This is a genomic window from Caldimicrobium sp. SLHALR3 (assembly GCF_058692735.1).
This window is the reverse complement of record NZ_CP182484.1, coordinates 370,066-390,581: the sequence shown is the minus strand read 5'-3', so window position 1 is coordinate 390,581 and position 20,516 is coordinate 370,066. Positions and strand designations below refer to the sequence as shown.

Here is a 20,516-nt window from a genome sequence, read left to right as displayed (position 1 = left end):
GACCTTGTTATAAAGTGTTTAATAATATTATAAGGGAGGGTAATAATTGTGAGATGTCCCGGACAGGATTGGAGATTGTGGGGAAAAGATGCAATTTTTGAGGTAAAATGTCCTTATTGTGGAGAGGAAGTAGAATTTTTCAAAGACGATGTTTTTAGAAAATGTCCAAAGTGTAAGAAAAAAAGTTTTTAATCCTAAAATAAACAATAATGAATGTATTAAATACTGTAAGTATGCAGAAAAATGTTTAAAAGAAAGATCATAGTTTTTATGGTTTAATACTATGGGAATAGAAAAAGAAATTTTTAAAAAATTGTCCGAAACAGAAGAGGGATATAAAATCAAAAGATGTTTTGGGTTAAATGGTTGCCCCAATGCTATAACTAATTCTGAAAATCTTTTAAAGGATCTGGAAAGGATTTTAAAAGAAGAAAAAATTACTGAGTTTTTAAAAGAAAAAGTGAAAGGTAAGCTTAAAATTCACCATAAATTTAAGGTAGGGCTTTCTGAATGTCCCAATGCCTGTTCCCAGATTTACATATGTGACTTTGCCTTACATGGAGTGGTTGAGCCTGAGGTAAATGTTAAAAAGTGTTCTTTCTGTGGCTCATGTGTGGAGGTATGTGAAGAAGAAGCAATTACACTTACAGACTATGGTCCTGTAATTGATGAAAAAAAGTGTGTTGGATGTGGTGCATGTATAAGGATATGTCCTGAACAGCTATTAAAGGAACATTTCAAAGGATATAAAATTTATATAGGTGGAAAACTGGGAAGACATCCCCGTTTGGCAACCTTTTTAAGCTATGCTAATGAAAATGAAGTAATAGAGATTTTTAAAAAAGTGCTTAATTTTTACAAAAAACACAATGTAAAAGGAGAAAGACTTGGAGCAATCATTGAAAGGATTGGATTTTTAGATGCTAACTCGCTTTTTCTGCAATCACTCTGAGAATAGTGCTTTGTTTTCTCACATCTTCTTGTTTAAAAGATTGAAAATAATTAACTTAATTAAAACCTATTTTAAGGAGGAGGTGGGTTATGGAAAATTTTGAATTCTATGTGCCAACAAGAATAATTTTTGGTAAGAAGACAGAAGAAAAGATTGGAGAAATCCTGAAAAAGGACAGGATTAAAAAGGGTTTATTTGTTTATGGCAGGGAATCTATTAAAAAGATAGGGCTTTATGATAGGGTTGTTAATTCTTTAAAAAATGCAGGAATTGAGTTTGTAGAACACTCGGGAGTTAAGCCCAATCCTGTGCTTTCTCATACAAGAGAGGGGAATTAAAAAAGCCAAGGAAAACGGAGTTGAAGCAGTTCTTGCTGTATGTGGGGGTTCTGTAAAAACTCAATCTTGATTCAGAACACATCTTCCCAAGAGTATCCATTTTTGATCCCGAATTAACCTATACGGTGAGTTCCCAGTATCAAGCTTATGCTTCGGTAGATGTTATAGCTCACATAATTGAATATTACTTTACTTGCAAGGTATGTCCCAATATATCAAACAGGATTTCAGAGGGACTTATAAAAACAGTTATGGAAACCACAGAGATTATTCTTAAAGAGCCTCGCAATTATCAGGCAAGAGCTGAATTTATGTGGGCTTCAACCCTTGCTTTAAATGGACTTACAAGAACTGGTGTGGGAGGAGGACTTTTCCCCAATCATCTTATAGCTCACGCACTTGGAGGAATTTATGATCTTCCATACGGAGCATGCCTTTCTATAGTAATTCCTGCCTGGATGGAGTGGTATAAGGATGAAAACAGAGCTCAGTTTGATAGATTTGCCAAGGAAATTTTTGGAGTTAATTCTGCTGAAGAAGGAATAAAAGCTCTAAAAAGCTGGTTTAAAAAGATAGGAGCACCTGTTAACTTGAAAGAGGTAAACATTTCAGAAAGTGAAATACCAGAGATTGCAGAAAATGGATACAATCTTGCCAAAGTGTGGGGGATAGAAAACATTTATACCAAAGAGATAATAGCAGAAATATTGAAAAAAGCTTTATAGAGATTTAAAATAAGAATATGTATATTGCAAGAAGACCTGTTGCAGGACACTACGAATATTCTTTAAAGGAATCTTATTATGAGGCTCCCTACTGGAGAAGCAAAACCATTTTAAATCTTGGTTCCTCTCCAGAAGAATACATTACCTACTACAGTGAAGTTGCCTTCTCCATTGATCTTGAAGACAAACTTGAAAAATTAGGTTATAAAGTTGACCAGTGGGAGCTTGAAAGACTCTTTTTCAGGTTTTTAAATCCTGAAGCTCAAAGAATAATCACTCAGTTTACCCGTCCAAAAAGTATAAAAAGGGTTCGCAAAAAGTTTTCTTTAAAAGAAATTCATCCTTTTGACATTAAAAGAAGGCTTGTTTTAAAGTTTGGAGTCACTAATCCAGAAAAATTTATGCACATCCCTTATCCTTTCTTGAGTGATTTATGTGAAAAATCTAGAGATGAGCTTGAAAACTATTTTTGGGACTTAGAGGATAGGCTGAAACACAGAGAAAAGATAAAATACCTTCTGGCAATTTTTGGTCTTTCCTATGTATCTTCCAGGGCAACTCAGGAAGAAATAGATAAACTTTTTATAAACAACCTTTGTGCAATTTTAAAAGACTCCACCTTTAGAATGGGTTTAAGTGAGGAAGAACTTCATAGAAACTATTTTTGTAGATATGTTTGGATGTATTTTGACATGGTTCCCTTCTTTTCTAAACCCAGAGGAGTTCAGCTCAAAGAAAAAGAGATTTATTTAAAGGCTTTCCGTATTCTTGGCATTTCTATTGAGGAGTTAAAGTGTTTATCCAGAAAAGAGCTGTTAAGAATTTTTAGGAAAAAGGCAAAAGAGCTTCATCCAGATAAAGGAGGCTCCCACGAAAAGTTTATTGAGCTGAGAAAAATTTTTGAAGAACTTCTTAGAATTAAAAAATACGAATAAAGGAGAGAGGTTTGAACCTCTCCCCCTCTTTAATAAAGAAGGTGTAGTATGAAGGTAGCCTTTTTAAAAACTTACCTGTAAGGTTAGTTGAAATCTCTTGTCATCTTTTAAAAGTTTGTCCTTGTAGTCCACATGGTCATAGTCAAGTAAAATCATGTTTTTGTGTGGTTTGTCAAGGTGATAGGCAATGCCAACAATGTATCTTTTGCTTTCATCCACTTTACCATCATCTAAATCCTTCTTATCATCATTTTGATCAAAGTAATCGTATCTTCCTATTAGACTTATGGGAAGATTAGAGAAGGCATAGGGTTTTAATTCTAAGAAGAAGGAGTATCCGTCTTTGTCATAGTTATCTGTTCCTTGTTGATTTGATTTACCCCAGTAATATTGGGCAGTTGCGGTAAAATATTGATGTTCATAGCTTGCAAAAAGAATGTTAACCTGCCAGTTAGGAGGATTCTTTTCCTGATTTCCTTTTCCGCGAATTCCAAAGTAGGAAAACTGAAGACCTGGTAAGAGGTCTGGAAGAGGTCTTATAGTTATTCTTGCTTCAATGGGTTTATCGTTATTTTTTTCTCTGGCATGATACCCTGCTCCGTTGTAAATTCCTAAAGCAATGCTTCCGTATCTTCCTGCGTAGTGGGAATTGACCTTTTCTTTATACCAATCTGGCATTTCTCCGCCAAGAAGAGCCATAAAGGTTACTCCAAAGTCTGCAGAATTAAAGACACCATTTCTTTCCGTAAACATGGTATCCTGACAGCGATAGAAGTTTACATGTTCTTCAAAGTCAAGCCAGGGAAAGTGAACCTGTCCAAATTCAAGTTCAGGTTTAGTTAAGAATCCAAAGTCAGGAAACTTAAATTTTCCGTAAATGTATTTGGTTCTAACCATTATTGAACCATCTATATTAGTAGTATTAGGTTTTTGCAGTTCTTCTTTAACCTGAGTTACATCAAAGGTTACATGACCTTCAAACCAGGGGGTTATGCTTTTGGTAAATCTTACATAGCCTCTTTTTATAGCAACTTGACTTCTTTGTTTATCATCTCCTGCATTCCCACCAACATCTTTTCCCTTACCGTTCATGTAAGATATATACCAGAGTCCATTTACTTTAAGTCCCTTTAGATTCTTAACGATGTTTTCTAAATCTTTATCTTTGGTCTTAAGTTCTTCCTTGGTCTTTTCTATCTCTTTAACTATAGTAGACAAGTTTTCCTCCCGGCTCTTTAATTCGCTTTCTTTTTTTTCAAGTTCTGAGAGAAGTTTTTGGATTTCCTGTTTTTTTACTTCGTATTCCTCAAGGAGGGTTTTGAGTTCTGCTATTTTTTGGTCAAGGGCTGTTTGATTTAAAGTTTCAGCGTTGGCTTTAAAACTTGGTAAGGCAATTAAACCTAAGGAAAAAGCTAAGGAAAGGATTTTAAACCTTTTCATACTCCACCTCCTCTTTAATTTTTTCTCTTAGTTTAGCAGAGAAGTGTTAAAAAAATGTTAAAAAAGTATAAAGGAAATGTTAAAAGTTACAGAGGTTTTAAGGAATTTTCAATTTTAACCTTGCTTTAACATTTCTTTAAAAAAATTTTAAAGAAAGGAGCATATACTATAAGAAAAAATTTTAAAAAGGAGGGGTGGATTATGGTGAAGAAGTTACTTTATCTAATTATTACCTTAATGATTGGGTTGTGCTTTTGTTTAGGTAAGGAGGTATTTGCTACCGAGGTATTAAATGGAGCTGGAGCAACTTTTCCGTATCCACTTTATTCTGCTTGGGCTTACGAATACTATAAAAACTCAGGAATAAAAATCAATTATCAACCTATTGGTTCTGGGGGAGGAATTAGACAGATCACTGATAGAACCGTAGATTTTGGGGCAAGCGATATGCCTCTTAAACCTGAGGAATTGAAAGAAAAAAGACTTTTACAGTTTCCTACAGTAGTAGGTGGTGTTGTAATAACCTATAATATCCCTGAACTTAAAAATACTGCACTTGTGCTTGATGGAAGTACTATATGTAAAATTTACTTAGGAGAGATTAAAAAGTGGAACGATCCCCAGATTAAAAGGTTAAATCCAAGGGTAAATCTTCCTGATAAGGAAATTGTTCCTGTACGCAGATCTGATGGTTCTGGAACTACTGCCATTTTTACGCATTATTTAACAGAGGTATGTGCTGAGTGGAAAAGCCAGGTTGGTTATGGAACTTCAGTAAATTGGAAAGCTGGGATTGGGGCAAAAGGGAATGAAGGTGTAGCAAATTATGTAAAAAGAACTCCCTATGCTATAGGGTATGTTGAATTTGCTTATGCCATTCAGAATAAACTACCTGTTGCTTATTTAAAAAATGCAAGTGGAAAGGTAGTAGCACCTTCCATTGAGTCTTTCAAAGAGGCAGCTAAAACCTCTGATCTGAATCCAGAAAAACACTTCTATACTTGGATGACAAATGCTAAAGGTAAAAATTCTTGGCCTATTGCAGGTGCTACTTATATCCTTTTACCTCAAGAGAAAAAGGAAAAAAACAGGTTAGTTGTTAAATTTTTTGATTGGGCTTACACTCATGGGGACAAGCAAGCTATTGATCTTCAGTATGTTCCTCTTCCAAATGAGATAAAAAAGAAGATAAGAGATTACTGGAAAGCTCATGAGATTTATTAAACTCATGAAATTTTCGTAAGAAAATAAATTTTTAGAGGTGGGTCCCCTTTAGTGGGACCCCTCTTCACTTCAAAAAACTTCACTTCAAATAAAAATTGAAGATTTAAAAACTTGAGATTAAAATTGTAAATGTGAAAAAGATTCTCATTGTAGAAGATAACAAAGAGATTGCGGATCTTCTTTCCTTAGCCTTAAAGGAGGTAGGTTTTCAAACTGAGATTCGTGAAAGCCTTTCTCAGGCTTATGTCTACCTTTCTACCTCCCCAGAAATAGATCTTTTACTACTTGATCTGATTTTACCTGATGGCGATGGGCTTAACCTTCTAAAATTTGTAAGAAGTTCCTACAAGTATAAAAATCTCCCAGTAGTAATAGTTTCTGCCAAAGGACAGGAACTTGACCGCATTCTTGGCTTTGAACTTGGAGCTGATGACTATGTAGTAAAACCTTTTAGCCTGAGAGAAGTAGTTTTAAGGGTAAAAAGACTTCTTACTAAGAGAGAAGAATTTCCTTTAACTTATGTTGTTTGCGGCCCCTTTATCCTTGATAAAGAGAAAAAGGCGATTTATCTTGATGGAAAGCTCCTTGATCTAACTTCAACGGAATTTAAAATTTTGAGCAGTTTTATAGAAAATCCGCATAAGCTCTTTTCAAGGGATGAACTTCTGGAAATAATTTGGGGAAACGAAAAGGATTACTATTCCAGAGTTCTTGATGCTTATATTTGCAGAATAAGGGGAAAATTGGGGGAAAGGGGGAAACTTCTTCAAACTGTGAGAGGGCTTGGTTATCGTCTGGTAATAGAAAATGGGTCTTAATTCCTGGGACTTCCTTCTTTTTCTAAGTCTTATTTTTCTTATTTTTCTTGGAATTCTTGCGTATCTTTTAAAGTGCCTTCAGAAGTTGAAACTTGAAAAAGAAAAAGAGGAAAAATTGAGAAGACTCTTTCAAGAAGTCTTTAATAAACTCCCTGTGGAAGCTTTAATTATAAAAAATAAGGAACCACTTTTTCTGAATAAAAAGGCTCTTGAAAACCTTGGTTCAAATCCTGAAATCTCAAAAATAAAGGAGCTTTTTAAGAAAAAAGGCAAAAAAATAGAGTTTTTTGAAATAGAACTTGATAAAAAAGAAAAACTATTTTTGATCTTTGATGTAACAGAGAAAGAAGCTTTAAAGGAGACCTATCAGATGGCTTTAAGTTATCTTTCTCATGAATTTAAGACCCCTTTTACCATTGCCCTTGGACACATTGAGCGTCTGGAAAGCCTTCTTGAGAGGGGAGCTACTTTAGAAGAGATAAAAGAGTCCTTTTCAAAGGTAAAAGGATCTTTAAAAAACCTTGAAAGATTACTAAAAAAACTTTTTTCCGGGCTTGATTATCTTGCCAAGGAAGTAAAGCTTAGGAAGGAGGTTTTTTCTTTAAAGGAGATTATTGAAGAAGCTTTTTTCTGGGCAAGTCCTTTGGCAGAAGATAAAGGAGTTGAGCTTGAATTAAAAATGGAGGAGGAACTAAAAGTTTCTGGTTCAGCAGAACTTTTAACTCAAGCCCTTTTTAATGTGATTGAAAACGCCGTTAAGGTTTCACCTAAGCAAGGGAAAGTAACTGTCTGCTGTTATCCCTACAATCATAAGAAGGTTTTAATCTCCGTTAGAGATAAAGGACCTGGAGTTCCAGAGGAGAAGCTTTCTCTGCTCGGAATGCCCTTCTTTAAATTGAGAAATACCGATGGAACCGGTCTTGGACTTTTTATTACGCGCAAGATTATTGAAGCCCACGGTGGTGAATTAAGATTTCTCTTGCCTAAGGATGGCGGGCTTGAAGTCCGAATCTTACTTGAAAGAATATAAATATACTTAAATTAGATTTTGTTTAATTTTTCTTTCTTGAGAAGAGCCTCTATTTCTTCTTCTGGTAATGGTTTAGAGAGTAAAAAGCCCTGCACATAATCACAATCAAGCTCTTTGAGAATTTCAAACTGCTCTTCTGTTTCCACCCCTTCAGCTACAACCTTCATACCTAAAAAGTGAGAAAGGTTAATTATTGCTGCTACGATATAACGAGTTCTGACATCCTTAACCATGTCTCTTATAAAAGATTTGTCAATTTTTACAATATCAACGGGAAATTCTTTCAAGTAATTCAAAGAGGAATAGCCTGTTCCAAAGTCATCAATAACGACTTTTACTTTGTAAGACTTTAAGATTTCTATCATTTTTGCCGTTTCTATGTTTTCTGCTAAGGTTCGCTCCGTTATTTCAATTTCAAGAAAGTAAGGATATTGAGATAGAATGTCATAAAAATGAGCTAAAGTATTTAAAAAATCAAGGGTTTTAAAGCTCTGAGAAGATAAATTTATGGAAATAGGTATTTTCCATTTTTCAATCTTTTCAAGATTTTTTTCAAAACAGAGCTTTACGAAATCCGATAAGTAAGGACTTACCTCAAGAGTAGATATGAATTCAGAGGGTAAAATCAGCTTGTCTCCATTTTTTATTCTTACTAAGGCTTTAGCTCCAGCAAGTTTTAAAGTTTTTGTTTCAAACCAGGGCTGATAATAAAAAACAAATAGATTTTCCGTGATAGCTCTTTTTATAAGTAATTCAGCTCTGAAATTTTTTTCTACAATCTCCTCTATTTCAGGGTTATAAATTTCTATGACACCCGGTCCTCTTTTCTTTGCTTCAACAAGTGCTAAATTAACCTTTTTCCAGAGAATCTCTTCAGTTTCTCCATCCTGAGGAAAAACAACAACTCCCATATTCCAGTCTAAGGAAATTTTTATGTCATTATAAAAAACAAAATCTTCTAAAACATTTCTCACTTTTTTAATCCATTCCGCAAGTCCCACTTCCGTTACATTTATAATAAAAAGGCTGAATTCGTCTCCTCCGGTTCTTCCAAGAAGCCCTCTATCTCCAAGAACTTCCTGCAACCTTTTAGAAATTTCTTTTAAGCAAAAGTCTCCTGCAGGGGATCCGTAAAAGTGATTTATGTAAGAAAAGTTGTAAAAATCTATTAAGATAAGAGCAGAGGGGATATTTAAAATGGAAAGAAGTTCTGAAAGCTTTTTCTGGAAACCTCTTCTGTTTGAAAGTCCTGTTAAGGAATCCTGATATTGCAGTAATTCTCTTTCTCTTTCAAACTCCAATTCCTTTGTAAGATCACTTCCTATGATTACTATCTTTACTTTCTCAGCAAGCTCAATAAAAGTAATTTTTAGCTCAAGAACGACTCTTGTTTTGTCAGGTTTGTAATAAACAGTAAATCTTGTGGTATCCTCTTTTTTCTCTATCAGCTCTTCTGGTATGAAAAGAAGCTTAAAACAGTTTTTCTGATGGATTTCCTCTTCTTTAAGTCCCAAAAGATCTATTCCATAAGAATTTATGTATTCAACCTTTCCTCTTTCATCAGCTATTATTAAAAGCTCATCAACTTTTTCTATCGTTTTTTTAAGAGTAAGATCCCTTTCAAGTAGGGATACCTTTTTCAGGGCAAAATTGAGATCTGCGGAAAGCTCCTTTAATAGCTCTTCAGTTTCTTCTGTAAAAAGTTCTTTTTCTTCAGAAACTAAGTTTAAAAAGAGAACTAATTTATCATCTTTAAAAAGGGAAAGAGTGTAAACATAATAGGGAGGGGTTTTAATTTCTTCAGGTTTAAGGTCTTCTGGATAGGAGTAAAGGATTTTTCCTTCTTTATCAGTTAAGTAAATTCCTTTTAAATTTAAGGACTCATAAATGATAGGTAAGGTTTTTTCGTAAATTTCTTTTTCGTATTCGCAGGTTATGAGTGCCTGATTTATATTTCTTAAAAGATTTAAGAATTTCTGCAGTTTCCTGAGCTCAGTTACATCAACCCCTATAACAAATCCACAATGTTTATTTTGATAAAAAATAGTTCCTGCAAATACTAAAGTATCTACCTTTCTTCCATCTTTTGTTTTAAGTATTAAAGATGGATAGTATTTGAAAAAGTATTCTCCCTTTAACCTTCTTTCTGCAACTGTTTTTATTTTTTCTTTATCCTCTTCATAATAGAATACATCCCATACTGCCAAGTCTTTAAATTCTTCAGGGGTGTAACCTAAGACTTTACAAAAATAGGGATTTACATAGAGAAACTTTTCGTGGTATATGGCAATTCCAAAAAAGGGAGCATTTAAAAAGGTATCTAAAATAGTGTATTTTTCAATAAATTCAGGGACTTTCGAGCTTATAAGAGAAGAAAGCCTAAGAAAGTTTTCCTCCCATTCGTTAACTTCTTCTATTTTCTCAAATCCAAGCTCTTTTATAAGACTTTCGTCTAAGGAAAACAAGGCATTTTTAATATCTTCTAAAAGTGGACTTTTAGAAAAAACCATAAAGTAGTGAGAGACCTCAAAGGGGAATTTTTCTACAAAGGAAAATCTTTCTAAATAGGGTTTTGCTCTTTTTTCAGGAAGAAGGTAAATATCTCCAGAGCCTTTAAGAATTTCTTCTTCAACCTCACTAAGAGAGTCTTTCAGCACAGGCTGTATTTTAGAAAAATCGACGGAAAGCTTAGAAAGGATTAGATAAAAAAGAAGATAAAAAAATACGGAGCGATTAGCTAAAATAACTTTTATGTGTTCTTTTTCTTTTAGCTTTTCAAGGGAAAGAGGAGACAAAGCAAGGTAGTAGTCTTTTTGATTTTTAAACTTGGCAACAGGTTTAAAATTTTTTTCTATTAAGTGAAGACTCAGAGAAAAGGAGGCATAAAAAAGGTCTACTTTATCTTCCAAGTCCTGAGGAAACTTTTCAAATAATTTGAGGTTTACTTTCCTTTTGAGAAAGGTTTCTAAGTTTTTAGAAAGCTCATTCCATAAATTTAGCTTCTCTTTTTGACAGCTGCAAATTTTAAAATGTATGTCCACTTTTTGAGAATCCTCTGTATTTGAGTTTTTCGGGGGGGGCTAATAAAATTTTGAATCATACATCATTTTAATTATAAATGAATTTTTTATTTTTCAAGTTTAAAAAATTTTAATTATATTAAATTCAATTAAAATATTAAAAATTAAAAAAATTTTTGGGGGAAATTTATGAAACTTGAAGATATTCAGAGTTTACCACCAAGAGAAAAAATACCTCTGGATAAAGTTGGCATTAAGGGATTTAAGTATCCTGTAGTGGTTTTGGATAAAGAAAAAGAATTTCAGCACACAGTTGCTGAAATTAACCTTTATGTAGACCTTCCTGCAAGATTTAAAGGAACTCACATGAGCAGATTTATTGAGGTATTAAACGAGTTTGGGAGGGAGATTCATGTAAAAAATGTAATAAAACTTTTAAAAAAACTAAGAGAAAGACTTGCTTCCCGCTCAGCTTACATAGAAATGTATTTTCCTTATTTTTTAGAAAAAAAGGCGCCTGTAAGTGGTATAGCATCTCTTATGGAATATAAGGCATTTATAATAGCTTCATACTCTAAGAGAAAAAAGGATCTCATAGCGGGGGTAGAAGTTCCTGTTATGACGCTTTGCCCCTGTTCAAAAAGTATAAGCAAAGCACCTCACAATCAAAGGGGTAAAGTAACCATCAAAGTCAGATTTAAAAAATTCATCTGGTTAGAAGAGCTTATTGAAATTGCAGAAACATCAGCCTCAAGTCCAGTTTATTCTCTTTTAAAAAGGCCTGATGAGAAGTTTGTAACGGAAAGAGCTTACGAGAATCCCAAGTTTGTAGAAGATGTGGTAAGAGAGGTAGCAAGAAAGCTTTTAGAACATCCTGAAATTACCTGGTTTACTGTTGAGGCAGAAAACTTTGAATCAATCCATGCCCACAATGCCTATGCTTACATAGAAAAATCTAAACCCTAAGTGTTAAAAATTGAAATAGACAGCTGCATACCAGGTAAAATTGCTATCATCTTGGTCTTTTCTTTTAATGTATTCCTTTAAGGCATCGCGAGCCTTTACATAATCAAAGCCTATTCCAAATCTATTAGTTACATCAATTCCTCTTTTAGTTTTTCTTAGATAATAGCTTAAGCAAACTCCATATCTGTCGTAAGAAAGATCTTTAAAAATTTCTCCTGTTTTGCTGTCTTCAAATTTTCCGTCAGTTTCTACATATTCGTATCTAAAGCCAATTCCAGGAAAGCCAATTCCTACTTTTTCAGCATAAATTAAGTGAGCCTCTCCATACCAGGTCCACATATCTCCTTTTTTATAGGTATTTAAATCTTGATATAAGTGAGTGTCTTTAAAATACATGTATCCAAGTTCAGCTCCTATTAGGTATTTCTTATAAAACATCTTTTCAAAGGCAAAATCAGCGTCATAAGCCCTTCTTGTAAGAGAGGAAGCTCCGTATTTACTTTCATCAAGGTTTTCCAGGTGTTTTTCCTGATGATAACCAAATCCAATAGTCATGAAATCAAAATTACCTCCATAGGTTTGATATTCTCTTGAAGAGGGATCAAACACATTTGGTTCTTGTTTAAAGCCCCAAAAGGTTGGCGTAAATTCAATTCTTGCATCATACTCAAAATTTTTCCAGGTCTTTTGATAAGTTCCAGGTAGTAAAACTGCATTATCCCACTTACCAGAAAGTGTCCAAACTTTATTGGAGTTGGATTTATCTTCCTGAAAGATTCCGGCAAAGTATTTTATCAATCCCTCTTTTATAGAACCTTTAATCATCATTCCCATGTCTGTTCTCTTATAAGCCTGGCTTCCTCTATATCCTCCTTCATAGGGATTACCAGGTTTTAAAGCGGTTTTAAATTGATCAGCTAAAAAGTAATCTCCATCACTTGACATAACAGGGCTATTGTGACGACCTATGAAATTGTGCCTGCTAAAGGGAGTTCTTATCTTTCCAGCCTCTAATATAAATTCTGGACGGAAGTTAAATTGGACTGCCCCTTCCCAAAGCATGGTTTGATAACCTTCATTGTCGTTTGAGTCAAAGTTGCCATAAAAACTTACTAATTTATTTATTTGCCCTTTCACTCCAAGTCTAAATTTGTAAATAAAAAACTGTTGCGATCTATAATCTCTATAACCTGTCCATATTTTTTCAGGATCACCGTATCCACCTTTATCTGCGTTTAAATAAAATACTCTTGCCTGGGCTTGAAGGTTTACAAAGGTTTCATCACTTACTTTTATTTGAGCAGCTTAAGCACTCAAAGGTAAAGCAAATCCCAATATTCCAACTCCAGCTAAACTTAAAAACTTTCTTTTCATGTTCTCCTCCTGCAATAAAGTTACATTAAAAAATGTTATTTTGAAAAGATTTTTTGTCAAAGTTTAAATTTGGTTATGATTTTGAAATAATGACCTTTAAATGTTATTTCAAGGAGTTATAAAAAGTATTTTTAATTTTTTGAAATTTAATTTTTAAATTTTTTAATATTTCTTTTTTGTTCATAGTTTAATAGCCATAGCTTATAATTTTATTTTCTTTTTAGGAGATTATATTATAATTATTAAAAAACATTAAAAGGAGTTAAGCCAATGTGTAAGGAATGTGGTTGTGGGATTACAGATACTTCTGATAAAAAGGCATTAGAAGTTTTTGAAGATATTTTAAAGTATAACAAGTTTCTGGCAATGCATAACAGAGAGCACTTTGAGGAGCATAAAGTTTATGCCGTAAATTTGATGAGTGCTCCAGGTTCGGGAAAAACAACTCTTCTTGAAAAGACTATAGACCTTTTAAAAAATAAGTATCGTATTGGTGTAATAGAAGGAGATCTTGAGACTGAAAGGGATGCAGAAAGGATTAGAAAAAAGGGGATTCCAGTTTATCAAATTACCACAGGAAATGCCTGTCATTTAGACGCAGCTCTTGTCCATAAAGCCATGCATCATTTACCCCTTGATGAAATAGACCTTTTATTTGTAGAAAACATAGGAAACCTTGTTTGTTCAGCAAATTACGAGCTAGGAACCCATTTAAATGTTACTCTTCTTTCTGTCCCAGAAGGAGAGGATAAACCCGAAAAATATCCCCTTATTTTTAAGGTTTCAGATGTAGTATTGATTACTAAAATTGATTTACTTCCCTATTTTGATTTTGACTTAGAAAAGGTAAAAGAAGACATAAAAAAGATAAATCCGAAGGCTCACCTAATTAGTATTTCTGCAAAAACTGGAGAGGGAATGGAGGATTGGATTAGCTTTATTGAGAATAAAGTTGAAGGATATCTTAAAAGTCTAAAATAAAGGAAAAAATACTATGAAGTTTGATAAAATTCTTCTTGCTCACGGAGGTGGTGGAGAGGAAACCTACACCCTTATAAAGGAATACATTTTAAAATACTTTTCCAATCCAGTTCTTGATCAGCTTGAAGATTCAGCTGTATTAAGCGATAGCTTTTCAAAACTTGCTTTTACTATAGATGGCTTTACAGTTAAGCCCATATTTTTTAAAGGCGGGAACATAGGTAAGCTTGCGGTTACAGGAACTATAAATGATCTTGTGGTTGCCGGTGCAAGACCTCTTTATTTAACGACAAGTTTTATAATTGAGGAAGGTTTTTTAATGGGAGATTTTGAAAAGATTCTTCAGAGTATGAAAGAAGAGGCTGAAAAAAACAAAGTTTCTATAGTAGCAGGAGACACAAAGATAGTTCCCAAAAAGGAGATTGACGGAATATTTATTACTACCTCAGGAATAGGAAAAATAGTATATGATGGAATTTCTTGTAAAAACTTAAAGCCAGGAGATGTTATCATAGTTTCTGGTTCAATCGGAGAGCACGGGGCATGTATTCTTGCAGAAAGAGAGGGAATAAGGTTTGAGGTAGAATTAGAAAGTGATTGTGAAAGCTTAATACCTTTAGGAGAAGCGCTTTTTAATACGGAAATAGAAATTCACGCTATGAGAGATCCGACAAGAGGAGGGCTTGCAGCAACGCTTTATGAATGGGCTTATAGTTCTCAGGTAACCATTTTGATTGAAGAAGAAGCTATTCCTGTAAAGCCTCAAGTAAAAGCCTTTTGCGAGGCACTTGGTTTTGAGCCCTATCATCTTCCCTGTGAAGGAAGATTAGTAATTGCACTCCCTGAAAAATACGGAGAAAAAGCTTTAGAAATTTTAAGATCCCATCCATTAGGAACAGAAGCTAAAATCATAGGAAAAGTTCTTGAAAAAAGTTCATTTCCTCAAGTGATATTAAAGACCCTTTACGGCACAGAGCGAATACTTGAAAACACTTCAGGAGAACTCTTCCCGAGAATTTGCTAAATGCACGAATACTTTGTCGTTCAGAACATTTTAAGAACTGTGGAAGAGTTTCTTAAAGATTATCCAGGAAAAAGGGTTACCAAAGCGGTTTTTCTCATAGGTAAATTTTCTGGGATTGAGCCAGAGCTTTTAAAGACAGCCTTAGATTTTTTTAAAAAAGGAAGCCCCCTTGAAGATGCTGAAATAGTTTTTGAATTTGAGGACCTTAAAATAAGATGTTTAGACTGTGGGAAAACCACTGTAAAAGAAAAGTGGAATTTAGTTTGTCCTTTTTGTGGTTCATTTAATACAGAAGTAATTTCAGGAGAAGAAATGTTTCTTAAAACTTTAGAATTGGAAGATAATTAAGCCTTTTTAAGAAGGGATTCAATACCCCAGTCTCTTAGCTGAGCTAAAACCTCATTTAAGAGTTTTTCGTAATTCTTTTTAACTTCATCTGACAGCTCTAAACTCATTTCTAAGGACTTAGGCTCAATTCCTATTATAACTATTTCTTCTGGATAGCTTCCTCTAAGTTTAGCAAGGTTTAAGATGTCAGAAAAGCTGATTTCGTGCATAGAAATTTTTTCCATTACCTGAGAGGGTATATCCTTATCTTTAAATTTGTAAATGGTTCCAGGAGGTTTTCCTCCAGAAACGGCATCTATCACGAGAAGTTTTTTAGCAGATTCAATATAAGGTAAAAGTAAAAAAGCACCCACCGCACCATCAACTATTTCAACTTTATCAGGAAATTCGTATTTTTCCATTAATTCTTGAACTACTTTAACCCCTACACCTTCATCAGAAAGAAGAACATTTCCCAGTCCCAAAACGACAACTTCTTTTTTTTCAGACATTTTTACTCCTCAATTCCGTATTTTTTTAATTTTCTCCAGAGAGAAACCCTGTCTATGCCAAGAATTTCAGCAGCTAGTGTTTTGTTTCCTCCTACTTCTTTTAATATCCATAGGATATACTCTTTTTCCTGTTCTTCAAGGGTAGGGTACCTACCTTCTTTTTTTCTGAAGGTTTTTATCTTGAGAAACTGCAGATCCTCAGGAAGATGCCCAGGCTCTAAGGTATCTCCTGTGGCAAGAGCGACTCCCCTTTCTATAATGTTTTCAAGTTCTCTAACATTTCCAGGATAATCGTAATTCATAAGAATTTCCAAAGCCAAAGGAGAAATTTCTTTAACTTCTTTTTTCATCAAAGCAGAATACTTTTTCAAAAAATAGTAAGCTAAGAGAGGTATGTCTTCTTTTCTTTCTGCAAGAGGAGGAAGTTCAAAAGAAACAACACAGAGTCTGTAATAAAGATCTTCTCTAAATTTTCCTTCTTTAATAAGAGCTTTTAGATCTTTATTGGTAGCTGCTATAAATCGGACATCTACCTTGATAGGGGTTGTTCCTCCGAGTCTTAGAAATTCTCTTTCCTGTATAACTCTAAGAAGTTTTGCTTGCATGGAGGGGCTCATTTCAGTTATTTCATCTAAGAAGAGAGTGCCTTTATCAGCCATTTCAATGAGTCCCCTTTTGGTGGCAGTAGCTCCTGTAAAAGCCCCTTTTTCATGTCCAAAAAGTTCATTGGCAAGTAATTCTTCACTAAAAACTCCACAATTAACAGCTACAAAAGGACCATTTTTTCTAAGGCTATTATAGTGAATATAGCGGGCAAGAAGTTCTTTTCCCGTTCCAGATTCCCCGGTAATTATTACATTACAATCAGTTGAGGCAATTTGTTTAGCAGTTTCTAATATTTTTTGCATCTTCGGATTTTGAGTAATAATAATTACAGGTTTTTTTTCTTCTTCCGCCAATTTTTTAAGTCTTGCAACTTCCTTTTTAAGTTTTACTTTTTCAAGGGCTTCTTTTACAAGTTTTTTAACCTCTTCCAGTTTAAAGGGCTTGGGAAGATAGTAAAAAGCTCCTTTTTTCATAGATTCAATTGCAGAGGAGATCGTTGCATAAGCGGTGATTATTATAACTTCTGTATCTGGTGAAACATTTTTACACTTTTCAAGTATTTCAATGCCGTCAACTTTTTCAAGTTTTAAGTCTGTAAGAACGAGGTCAAAATTATCCTCCTGTAAGAGTTTTAAAGCGTTGGTTCCGCTTGTTGTAGCAACGACTTCGTATCCCTCTTTTTTTAACACATATTCAAGATTTCTTAAGGTTACCTTCTCATCTTCCACTATTAAAATCTTAGGGGTTTTCATATACTTCCTCCCTCATAATATCTTTACGAGTTTTTAAAGGAAATTCTATATAAAAAATAGTTCCTTTGTTTACTTCACTTTCTACCCATATATTTCCTTCGTGCTCTTTAACGAGATTATACACTACAAAAAGCCCAATTCCGTGCCCTTCTGTTTTTTTTGTAGAAAAAAATGGTTCAAAAATTCTCGGAAGATAATCCTTCGGGATGCCTTCCCCTGTGTCCTTTACTATAACTTTTATCATATCTTTTTCCTGAAAGGCTTTTATCTCTATTTCTCCTTCGTCTTTGATGGCTTCAACAGCATTTTTAATAAGATTTATGAAGATTTGCTGAATCTGAGCTTTATTCCCCCATATTTCTATATCTGTTGGAATATCTATTTTTAAGGAGATCTTACTCGGTATATAACCTTTAAGAAGATGAATTGTATTATTAACGCAAGAATTTAAATTTACAAAACTTTTATCTTTGACCTTATAAAAATCAAGCACTGAATGAACAATGTTTTTAGTTCTTTCTATTTCATGTTCAAGGTCTTTAAAAATTTCTTTTTTAAAATTTTCATCTATGCTTTCATCTTTTAAAAGTTCAATACTCGTAGAAATATTTGAAAGTGGGTTGTTAATCTCGTGTGCAATACTAAAAAGAAGCTTTCCCAATGAAGATAGTTTTTCAGTTTCAAGGAAAGTGAAGTAGGTTTTTTTAAAAGTTTCTACGAAATGCTGAAATTCAGGAGGAACAGAAGCCTCTTTGGTTTTTCCAGAAAGGATGTATTTAACCTCGTTTTCTAAAGTGTTTAAGGAATTAACAAGTAATCTATACCAGAGCAACAAGCCTGCTAAAGCAAACAAACTTAAAAAAACCCCAAAAAGAAGAAAAAGCCTTTTTGCAGAGGTAAGATAATTTATAAGAATAGTCTTTTCTATCTTTCTCATCGATTCAGCAAATTTTGAAATTTTACTACCGTGCGTTCTTATTTTTTCTTCCACCTTTGAAAAATTATTATTCGCAGGATTGGCTTTGCTTAGAATTGTTAAAAGTTGTTCATAAGAAAGGAAATCATTTTCTATTTCTTTAATTTTTTCATTTGAACTAAACTTTATAACTTGGGGTTTAAGAAGTTCAAAAAGATTTTTTGATTTTATAAAGTAAGTTTTTAAATTTTCATAGTCTTCTTTATTATAGTAAAGAAAATAGTTTTTTTCATACCTTCTCATTTCCAATACACTTTCTAAAAATTCAGAAAATTTTTCTCCGTATGCTACTTCTTTTTCTATTTCTGTACTAAATCGCCAGAAAAGTAACGAAATTAAAAAAATAAAAGCTATAAATATGAAATAGGCAACAAACAACTGAAGCTTCAGACTCGGGTTTTTAGATTTCATAGTTTCAAAATAATCCAAGTTTTGCAAAATGCAACAAAATTTTCCAAAGAATTTTTAATTGTTTTCAAAGATAAATTTATTATGTTGCATTTTGCAACAAAATATTAAAAGTTGAGATTTTTAAAATTAAGAAAAATTAAAGATTTAGACTACATTAAAATTGGGCATAAAAATTGTTTCTAATTTAAATAGAAACAAAATAGAAACAAAAAACAAAAGGGGGGATAGATAGCCATGAAGGGTAAAAAAGAGTTTTGGAAAAGATTAGAGGATTATTTTACAGCAATAACCTTTGCTGAAGCAGGGGAATGGGAGTATGCTTTGGAAACCTTGGAAGGCAGGAAAAACATTCTGGTAGTCTGTCCCAGAAGGAGTCTTTCAGAAAAGAGTATTAAATACATAGAAAGTTTATGCGAAAGGATAAAGGCAGGGCTTTTATTTGTAGGAAGATGTGAATCTCAGGTAGAATTAATAAAAGAGAACTTTAAAAATAAGTCCATTCCTATTGCCTACTTAAGTTTAGTAAAGTTTTCTGAAAATGATTTGACGAGGATAGCAGAGGAATTTAACATTCAGCTAATATTTGTGGAGTCTTTGGAAGTTCTTGGGAAGATAGCTGAATTAAAAGAGGCAGAGCCAATTCACTTTATGGAAAAGATTTTGGAAAAAGTCCATTGTCCTTTAATTCTATTGGAACAGTCATAATTTAAATATATAGGAGGTGGGTAATGGAAAGAGCGGTTATAAAAAGGCGACCGTTTAAGAAGTTTTTTGTATTTGGGTTTTTAAGTTTTATTCTTTACTATCTTTTACTTACCCATCAGGAATTGGTAAAAGAACTTTGTAGTAAAGGGAGATGGTATGCCTTTTTTCCTTGGCTTACTGCCTTTGTTTTTTCTTTTGTTCACGGAAATTTTACTGATGCCTTCTGGTCTGTTTTGGGAGTTGAGCCCAAGAAAAAAAGAAAGGAGGTGAAGTAATATGGTAGAAGGAGTAGTCACCCACACACAATTTGTAGACTTAGGCACGCTTCAGATACTTTATTTAGTTTTTGTGGGATTTGTTGGAGGACTGGTAAGTGGTTTTATAGGAAGTGGGGGAGCATTTGTGTTAACTCCCAGCATGATGAGTATGGGAATTCCTGGAATTGTTGCAGTTGCAAGTAATTTGTGTCATAAATTTCCTAAAGCTTTAGTGGGTGCTATTAAAAGAGCGAAATTTGGTCAGGTTGATGTTAAACTTGGACTCATAATGGGTGCCTCTGCTGAGGCAGGAGTTATGGTAGGAGCTCATATCCAAGAATATATCAAAAAAACTTGGGGGGAAGCAGGTTCAAGTCTTTATGTAAGTCTTGCTTTTGTAGTGGTTTTATTAATTGTGGGAACCTATGTACTTTTAGATGCCTTTAAAAGTAAAAATATAAGTGAAGAAAAGGAAGATAAGCCAGATAATAGAATTATTCGCTTTATTCATTCTATAAGGATTCCCGGAACCATGGTTTATTTTCCCAGCTTGGGAAAGGAAATCTCGGTTCTGATTACAATTCCACTTGGATTTGCAACAGGAATGCTTGCAGCAACTATTGCAGTGGGTGGATTTATAGGTGTTCCTTCAATGATGTATATTTTAGGAGCTCCTGCTATTAAAGCCTCAGCTACAGAACTTGTTATAGCTTTCGTTATGGGAGCTGGTGGGACATTTAAATATGCCTGGAGCGGATTTGTAGATATAAGACTTGCTATGCTCATTCTTTTAGGTTCTCTTTTTGGTGTTCAGCTTGGTGCTATCGGAACAACTTATGTAAGGGATTACATGATAAAAATCGTTATGGGAACTATAATGCTTATAGTGCTTGTAAGCCGTGCTCTCATGGTTCCTGTATATTTACATCAGCTTAATCTTTGGGTGCATTTAACTCCCGAAATAATAAGATGGTTAAAAAGTTTAAGTTTTGCAGTAAACTTTACTGCACTTTTAGTAGGATGTTTTATAGTATTAGGAGCTTTGATTAAAGGAATTAGAGAAGAAAAGGCTTATCTCAAAAAATCCGCTCTTGGTATTGCTATAGCTGAGGAAAAGAAGTTTTAAGTAGAAAAAGGAGGACT

At 33.7% G+C, this 20,516-nt stretch carries 19 protein-coding genes and 1 pseudogene; 14 read left to right on the top strand and 6 right to left on the bottom strand.

From position 1 onward, the window contains the following. Positions 1-48 precede the first annotated feature (48 nt). The 4 genes and pseudogenes from ACLGLP_RS02115 (at position 49) to ACLGLP_RS02100 (ending at position 2,950) form a co-directional block, all read left to right on the top strand. Positions 49-192 carry a hypothetical protein gene (locus ACLGLP_RS02115; RefSeq protein ID WP_492113291.1) on the top strand — a complete coding sequence of 48 codons (144 nt, stop codon included), beginning with the start codon at positions 49-51 and terminating at the stop codon, positions 190-192. Between the two features lie 91 nt (positions 193-283). After that, complete coding sequence (locus ACLGLP_RS02110; RefSeq protein ID WP_492113290.1) at positions 284-952, top strand: 4Fe-4S binding protein; 669 nt, start codon at positions 284-286, stop codon at positions 950-952. A gap of 89 nt (positions 953-1,041) precedes the next feature. Further along, positions 1,042-2,015 (top strand): annotated as a pseudogene (locus ACLGLP_RS02105) (iron-containing alcohol dehydrogenase). A 17-nt stretch (positions 2,016-2,032) separates the two neighbouring features. Further along, positions 2,033-2,950, top strand: coding sequence for a hypothetical protein (locus ACLGLP_RS02100; protein ID WP_492113289.1), 918 nt, complete (start codon positions 2,033-2,035; stop codon positions 2,948-2,950). A gap of 63 nt (positions 2,951-3,013) precedes the next feature. Here the strand turns inward: ACLGLP_RS02100 and ACLGLP_RS02095 are convergent, their stop codons facing one another. After that, the gene (locus tag ACLGLP_RS02095; protein WP_492113288.1) at positions 3,014-4,390 is read right to left on the bottom strand and encodes a hypothetical protein; all 1,377 of its coding nucleotides are present in this window, start codon (positions 4,388-4,390) and stop codon (positions 3,014-3,016) included. Between the two features lie 201 nt (positions 4,391-4,591). Here ACLGLP_RS02095 and pstS point away from each other — a divergent pair, with 201 nt between their 5' ends. The 3 genes from pstS (at position 4,592) to ACLGLP_RS02080 (ending at position 7,462) form a co-directional block, all read left to right on the top strand. Then, positions 4,592-5,614, top strand: a complete 1,023-nt coding sequence (gene pstS / locus ACLGLP_RS02090; protein ID WP_492113287.1) for a phosphate ABC transporter substrate-binding protein PstS — start codon at positions 4,592-4,594, stop codon at positions 5,612-5,614. Between the two features lie 131 nt (positions 5,615-5,745). After that, positions 5,746-6,432, top strand: coding sequence for a response regulator transcription factor (locus ACLGLP_RS02085; protein WP_492113286.1), 687 nt, complete (start codon positions 5,746-5,748; stop codon positions 6,430-6,432). Further along, complete coding sequence (locus ACLGLP_RS02080; RefSeq protein WP_492113285.1) at positions 6,422-7,462, top strand: sensor histidine kinase; 1,041 nt, start codon at positions 6,422-6,424, stop codon at positions 7,460-7,462. Before ACLGLP_RS02085 ends, ACLGLP_RS02080 begins: the two co-directional genes overlap by 11 nt. A gap of 11 nt (positions 7,463-7,473) precedes the next feature. Here the strand turns inward: ACLGLP_RS02080 and ACLGLP_RS02075 are convergent, their stop codons facing one another. Continuing rightward, on the bottom strand, positions 7,474-10,503 hold the full coding sequence (locus ACLGLP_RS02075; protein ID WP_492113284.1) for an EAL domain-containing protein: 3,030 nt from the start codon (positions 10,501-10,503) through the stop codon (positions 7,474-7,476). Positions 10,504-10,671: 168 nt separating this feature from the next. On the opposite strand from ACLGLP_RS02075, the gene folE2 reads away from it, so the two are divergent. Continuing rightward, on the top strand, positions 10,672-11,448 hold the full coding sequence (folE2, locus tag ACLGLP_RS02070; RefSeq protein ID WP_492113283.1) for a GTP cyclohydrolase FolE2: 777 nt from the start codon (positions 10,672-10,674) through the stop codon (positions 11,446-11,448). Between the two features lie 3 nt (positions 11,449-11,451). Here folE2 and ACLGLP_RS02065 read toward each other — a convergent pair whose 3' ends face one another. After that, complete coding sequence (locus ACLGLP_RS02065; RefSeq protein WP_492113282.1) at positions 11,452-12,510, bottom strand: hypothetical protein; 1,059 nt, start codon at positions 12,508-12,510, stop codon at positions 11,452-11,454. Positions 12,511-13,092: 582 nt separating this feature from the next. Here ACLGLP_RS02065 and hypB point away from each other — a divergent pair. The 3 genes from hypB to ACLGLP_RS02050 are packed head-to-tail and all read left to right on the top strand — an operon-like array spanning position 13,093 to position 15,175. Next, entirely contained in the window at positions 13,093-13,803 is a 711-nt protein-coding gene (gene hypB, locus ACLGLP_RS02060; protein WP_492113281.1) for a hydrogenase nickel incorporation protein HypB, read from the top strand. A gap of 13 nt (positions 13,804-13,816) precedes the next feature. Continuing rightward, the gene (gene hypE, locus ACLGLP_RS02055; protein WP_492113280.1) at positions 13,817-14,827 is read left to right on the top strand and encodes a hydrogenase expression/formation protein HypE; all 1,011 of its coding nucleotides are present in this window, start codon (positions 13,817-13,819) and stop codon (positions 14,825-14,827) included. Next, positions 14,828-15,175: a hydrogenase maturation nickel metallochaperone HypA/HybF gene (locus ACLGLP_RS02050; protein WP_492113279.1), complete on the top strand. Its 348-nt coding sequence runs from the start codon at positions 14,828-14,830 to the stop codon at positions 15,173-15,175. On the opposite strand, the gene ACLGLP_RS02045 is transcribed toward ACLGLP_RS02050, so the two are convergent. The 3 genes from ACLGLP_RS02045 to ACLGLP_RS02035 are packed head-to-tail and all read right to left on the bottom strand — an operon-like array spanning position 15,172 to position 18,411. Continuing rightward, positions 15,172-15,666 carry a HyaD/HybD family hydrogenase maturation endopeptidase gene (locus tag ACLGLP_RS02045; RefSeq protein WP_492113278.1) on the bottom strand — a complete coding sequence of 165 codons (495 nt, stop codon included), beginning with the start codon at positions 15,664-15,666 and terminating at the stop codon, positions 15,172-15,174. The two genes, ACLGLP_RS02050 and ACLGLP_RS02045, sit on opposite strands and share 4 nt — an antisense overlap. 2 nt (positions 15,667-15,668) lie before the next feature. Beyond that, the gene (locus ACLGLP_RS02040; protein WP_492113277.1) at positions 15,669-17,024 is read right to left on the bottom strand and encodes a sigma-54-dependent transcriptional regulator; all 1,356 of its coding nucleotides are present in this window, start codon (positions 17,022-17,024) and stop codon (positions 15,669-15,671) included. Next, positions 17,011-18,411, bottom strand: a complete 1,401-nt coding sequence (locus ACLGLP_RS02035) for a sensor histidine kinase (RefSeq protein WP_492113276.1) — start codon at positions 18,409-18,411, stop codon at positions 17,011-17,013. Before ACLGLP_RS02035 ends, ACLGLP_RS02040 begins: the two co-directional genes overlap by 14 nt. A gap of 234 nt (positions 18,412-18,645) precedes the next feature. On the opposite strand from ACLGLP_RS02035, the gene ACLGLP_RS02030 reads away from it, so the two are divergent. The 3 genes from ACLGLP_RS02030 to ACLGLP_RS02020 are packed head-to-tail and all read left to right on the top strand — an operon-like array spanning position 18,646 to position 20,499. After that, entirely contained in the window at positions 18,646-19,116 is a 471-nt protein-coding gene (locus ACLGLP_RS02030; RefSeq protein WP_492113275.1) for a hypothetical protein, read from the top strand. 23 nt (positions 19,117-19,139) lie between these two features. Beyond that, positions 19,140-19,391, top strand: coding sequence for a hypothetical protein (locus ACLGLP_RS02025; RefSeq protein ID WP_492113274.1), 252 nt, complete (start codon positions 19,140-19,142; stop codon positions 19,389-19,391). A 1-nt stretch (position 19,392) separates the two neighbouring features. After that, the gene (locus ACLGLP_RS02020; protein WP_492113273.1) at positions 19,393-20,499 is read left to right on the top strand and encodes a sulfite exporter TauE/SafE family protein; all 1,107 of its coding nucleotides are present in this window, start codon (positions 19,393-19,395) and stop codon (positions 20,497-20,499) included. The last annotated feature ends 17 nt before the right edge of the window (positions 20,500-20,516 follow it).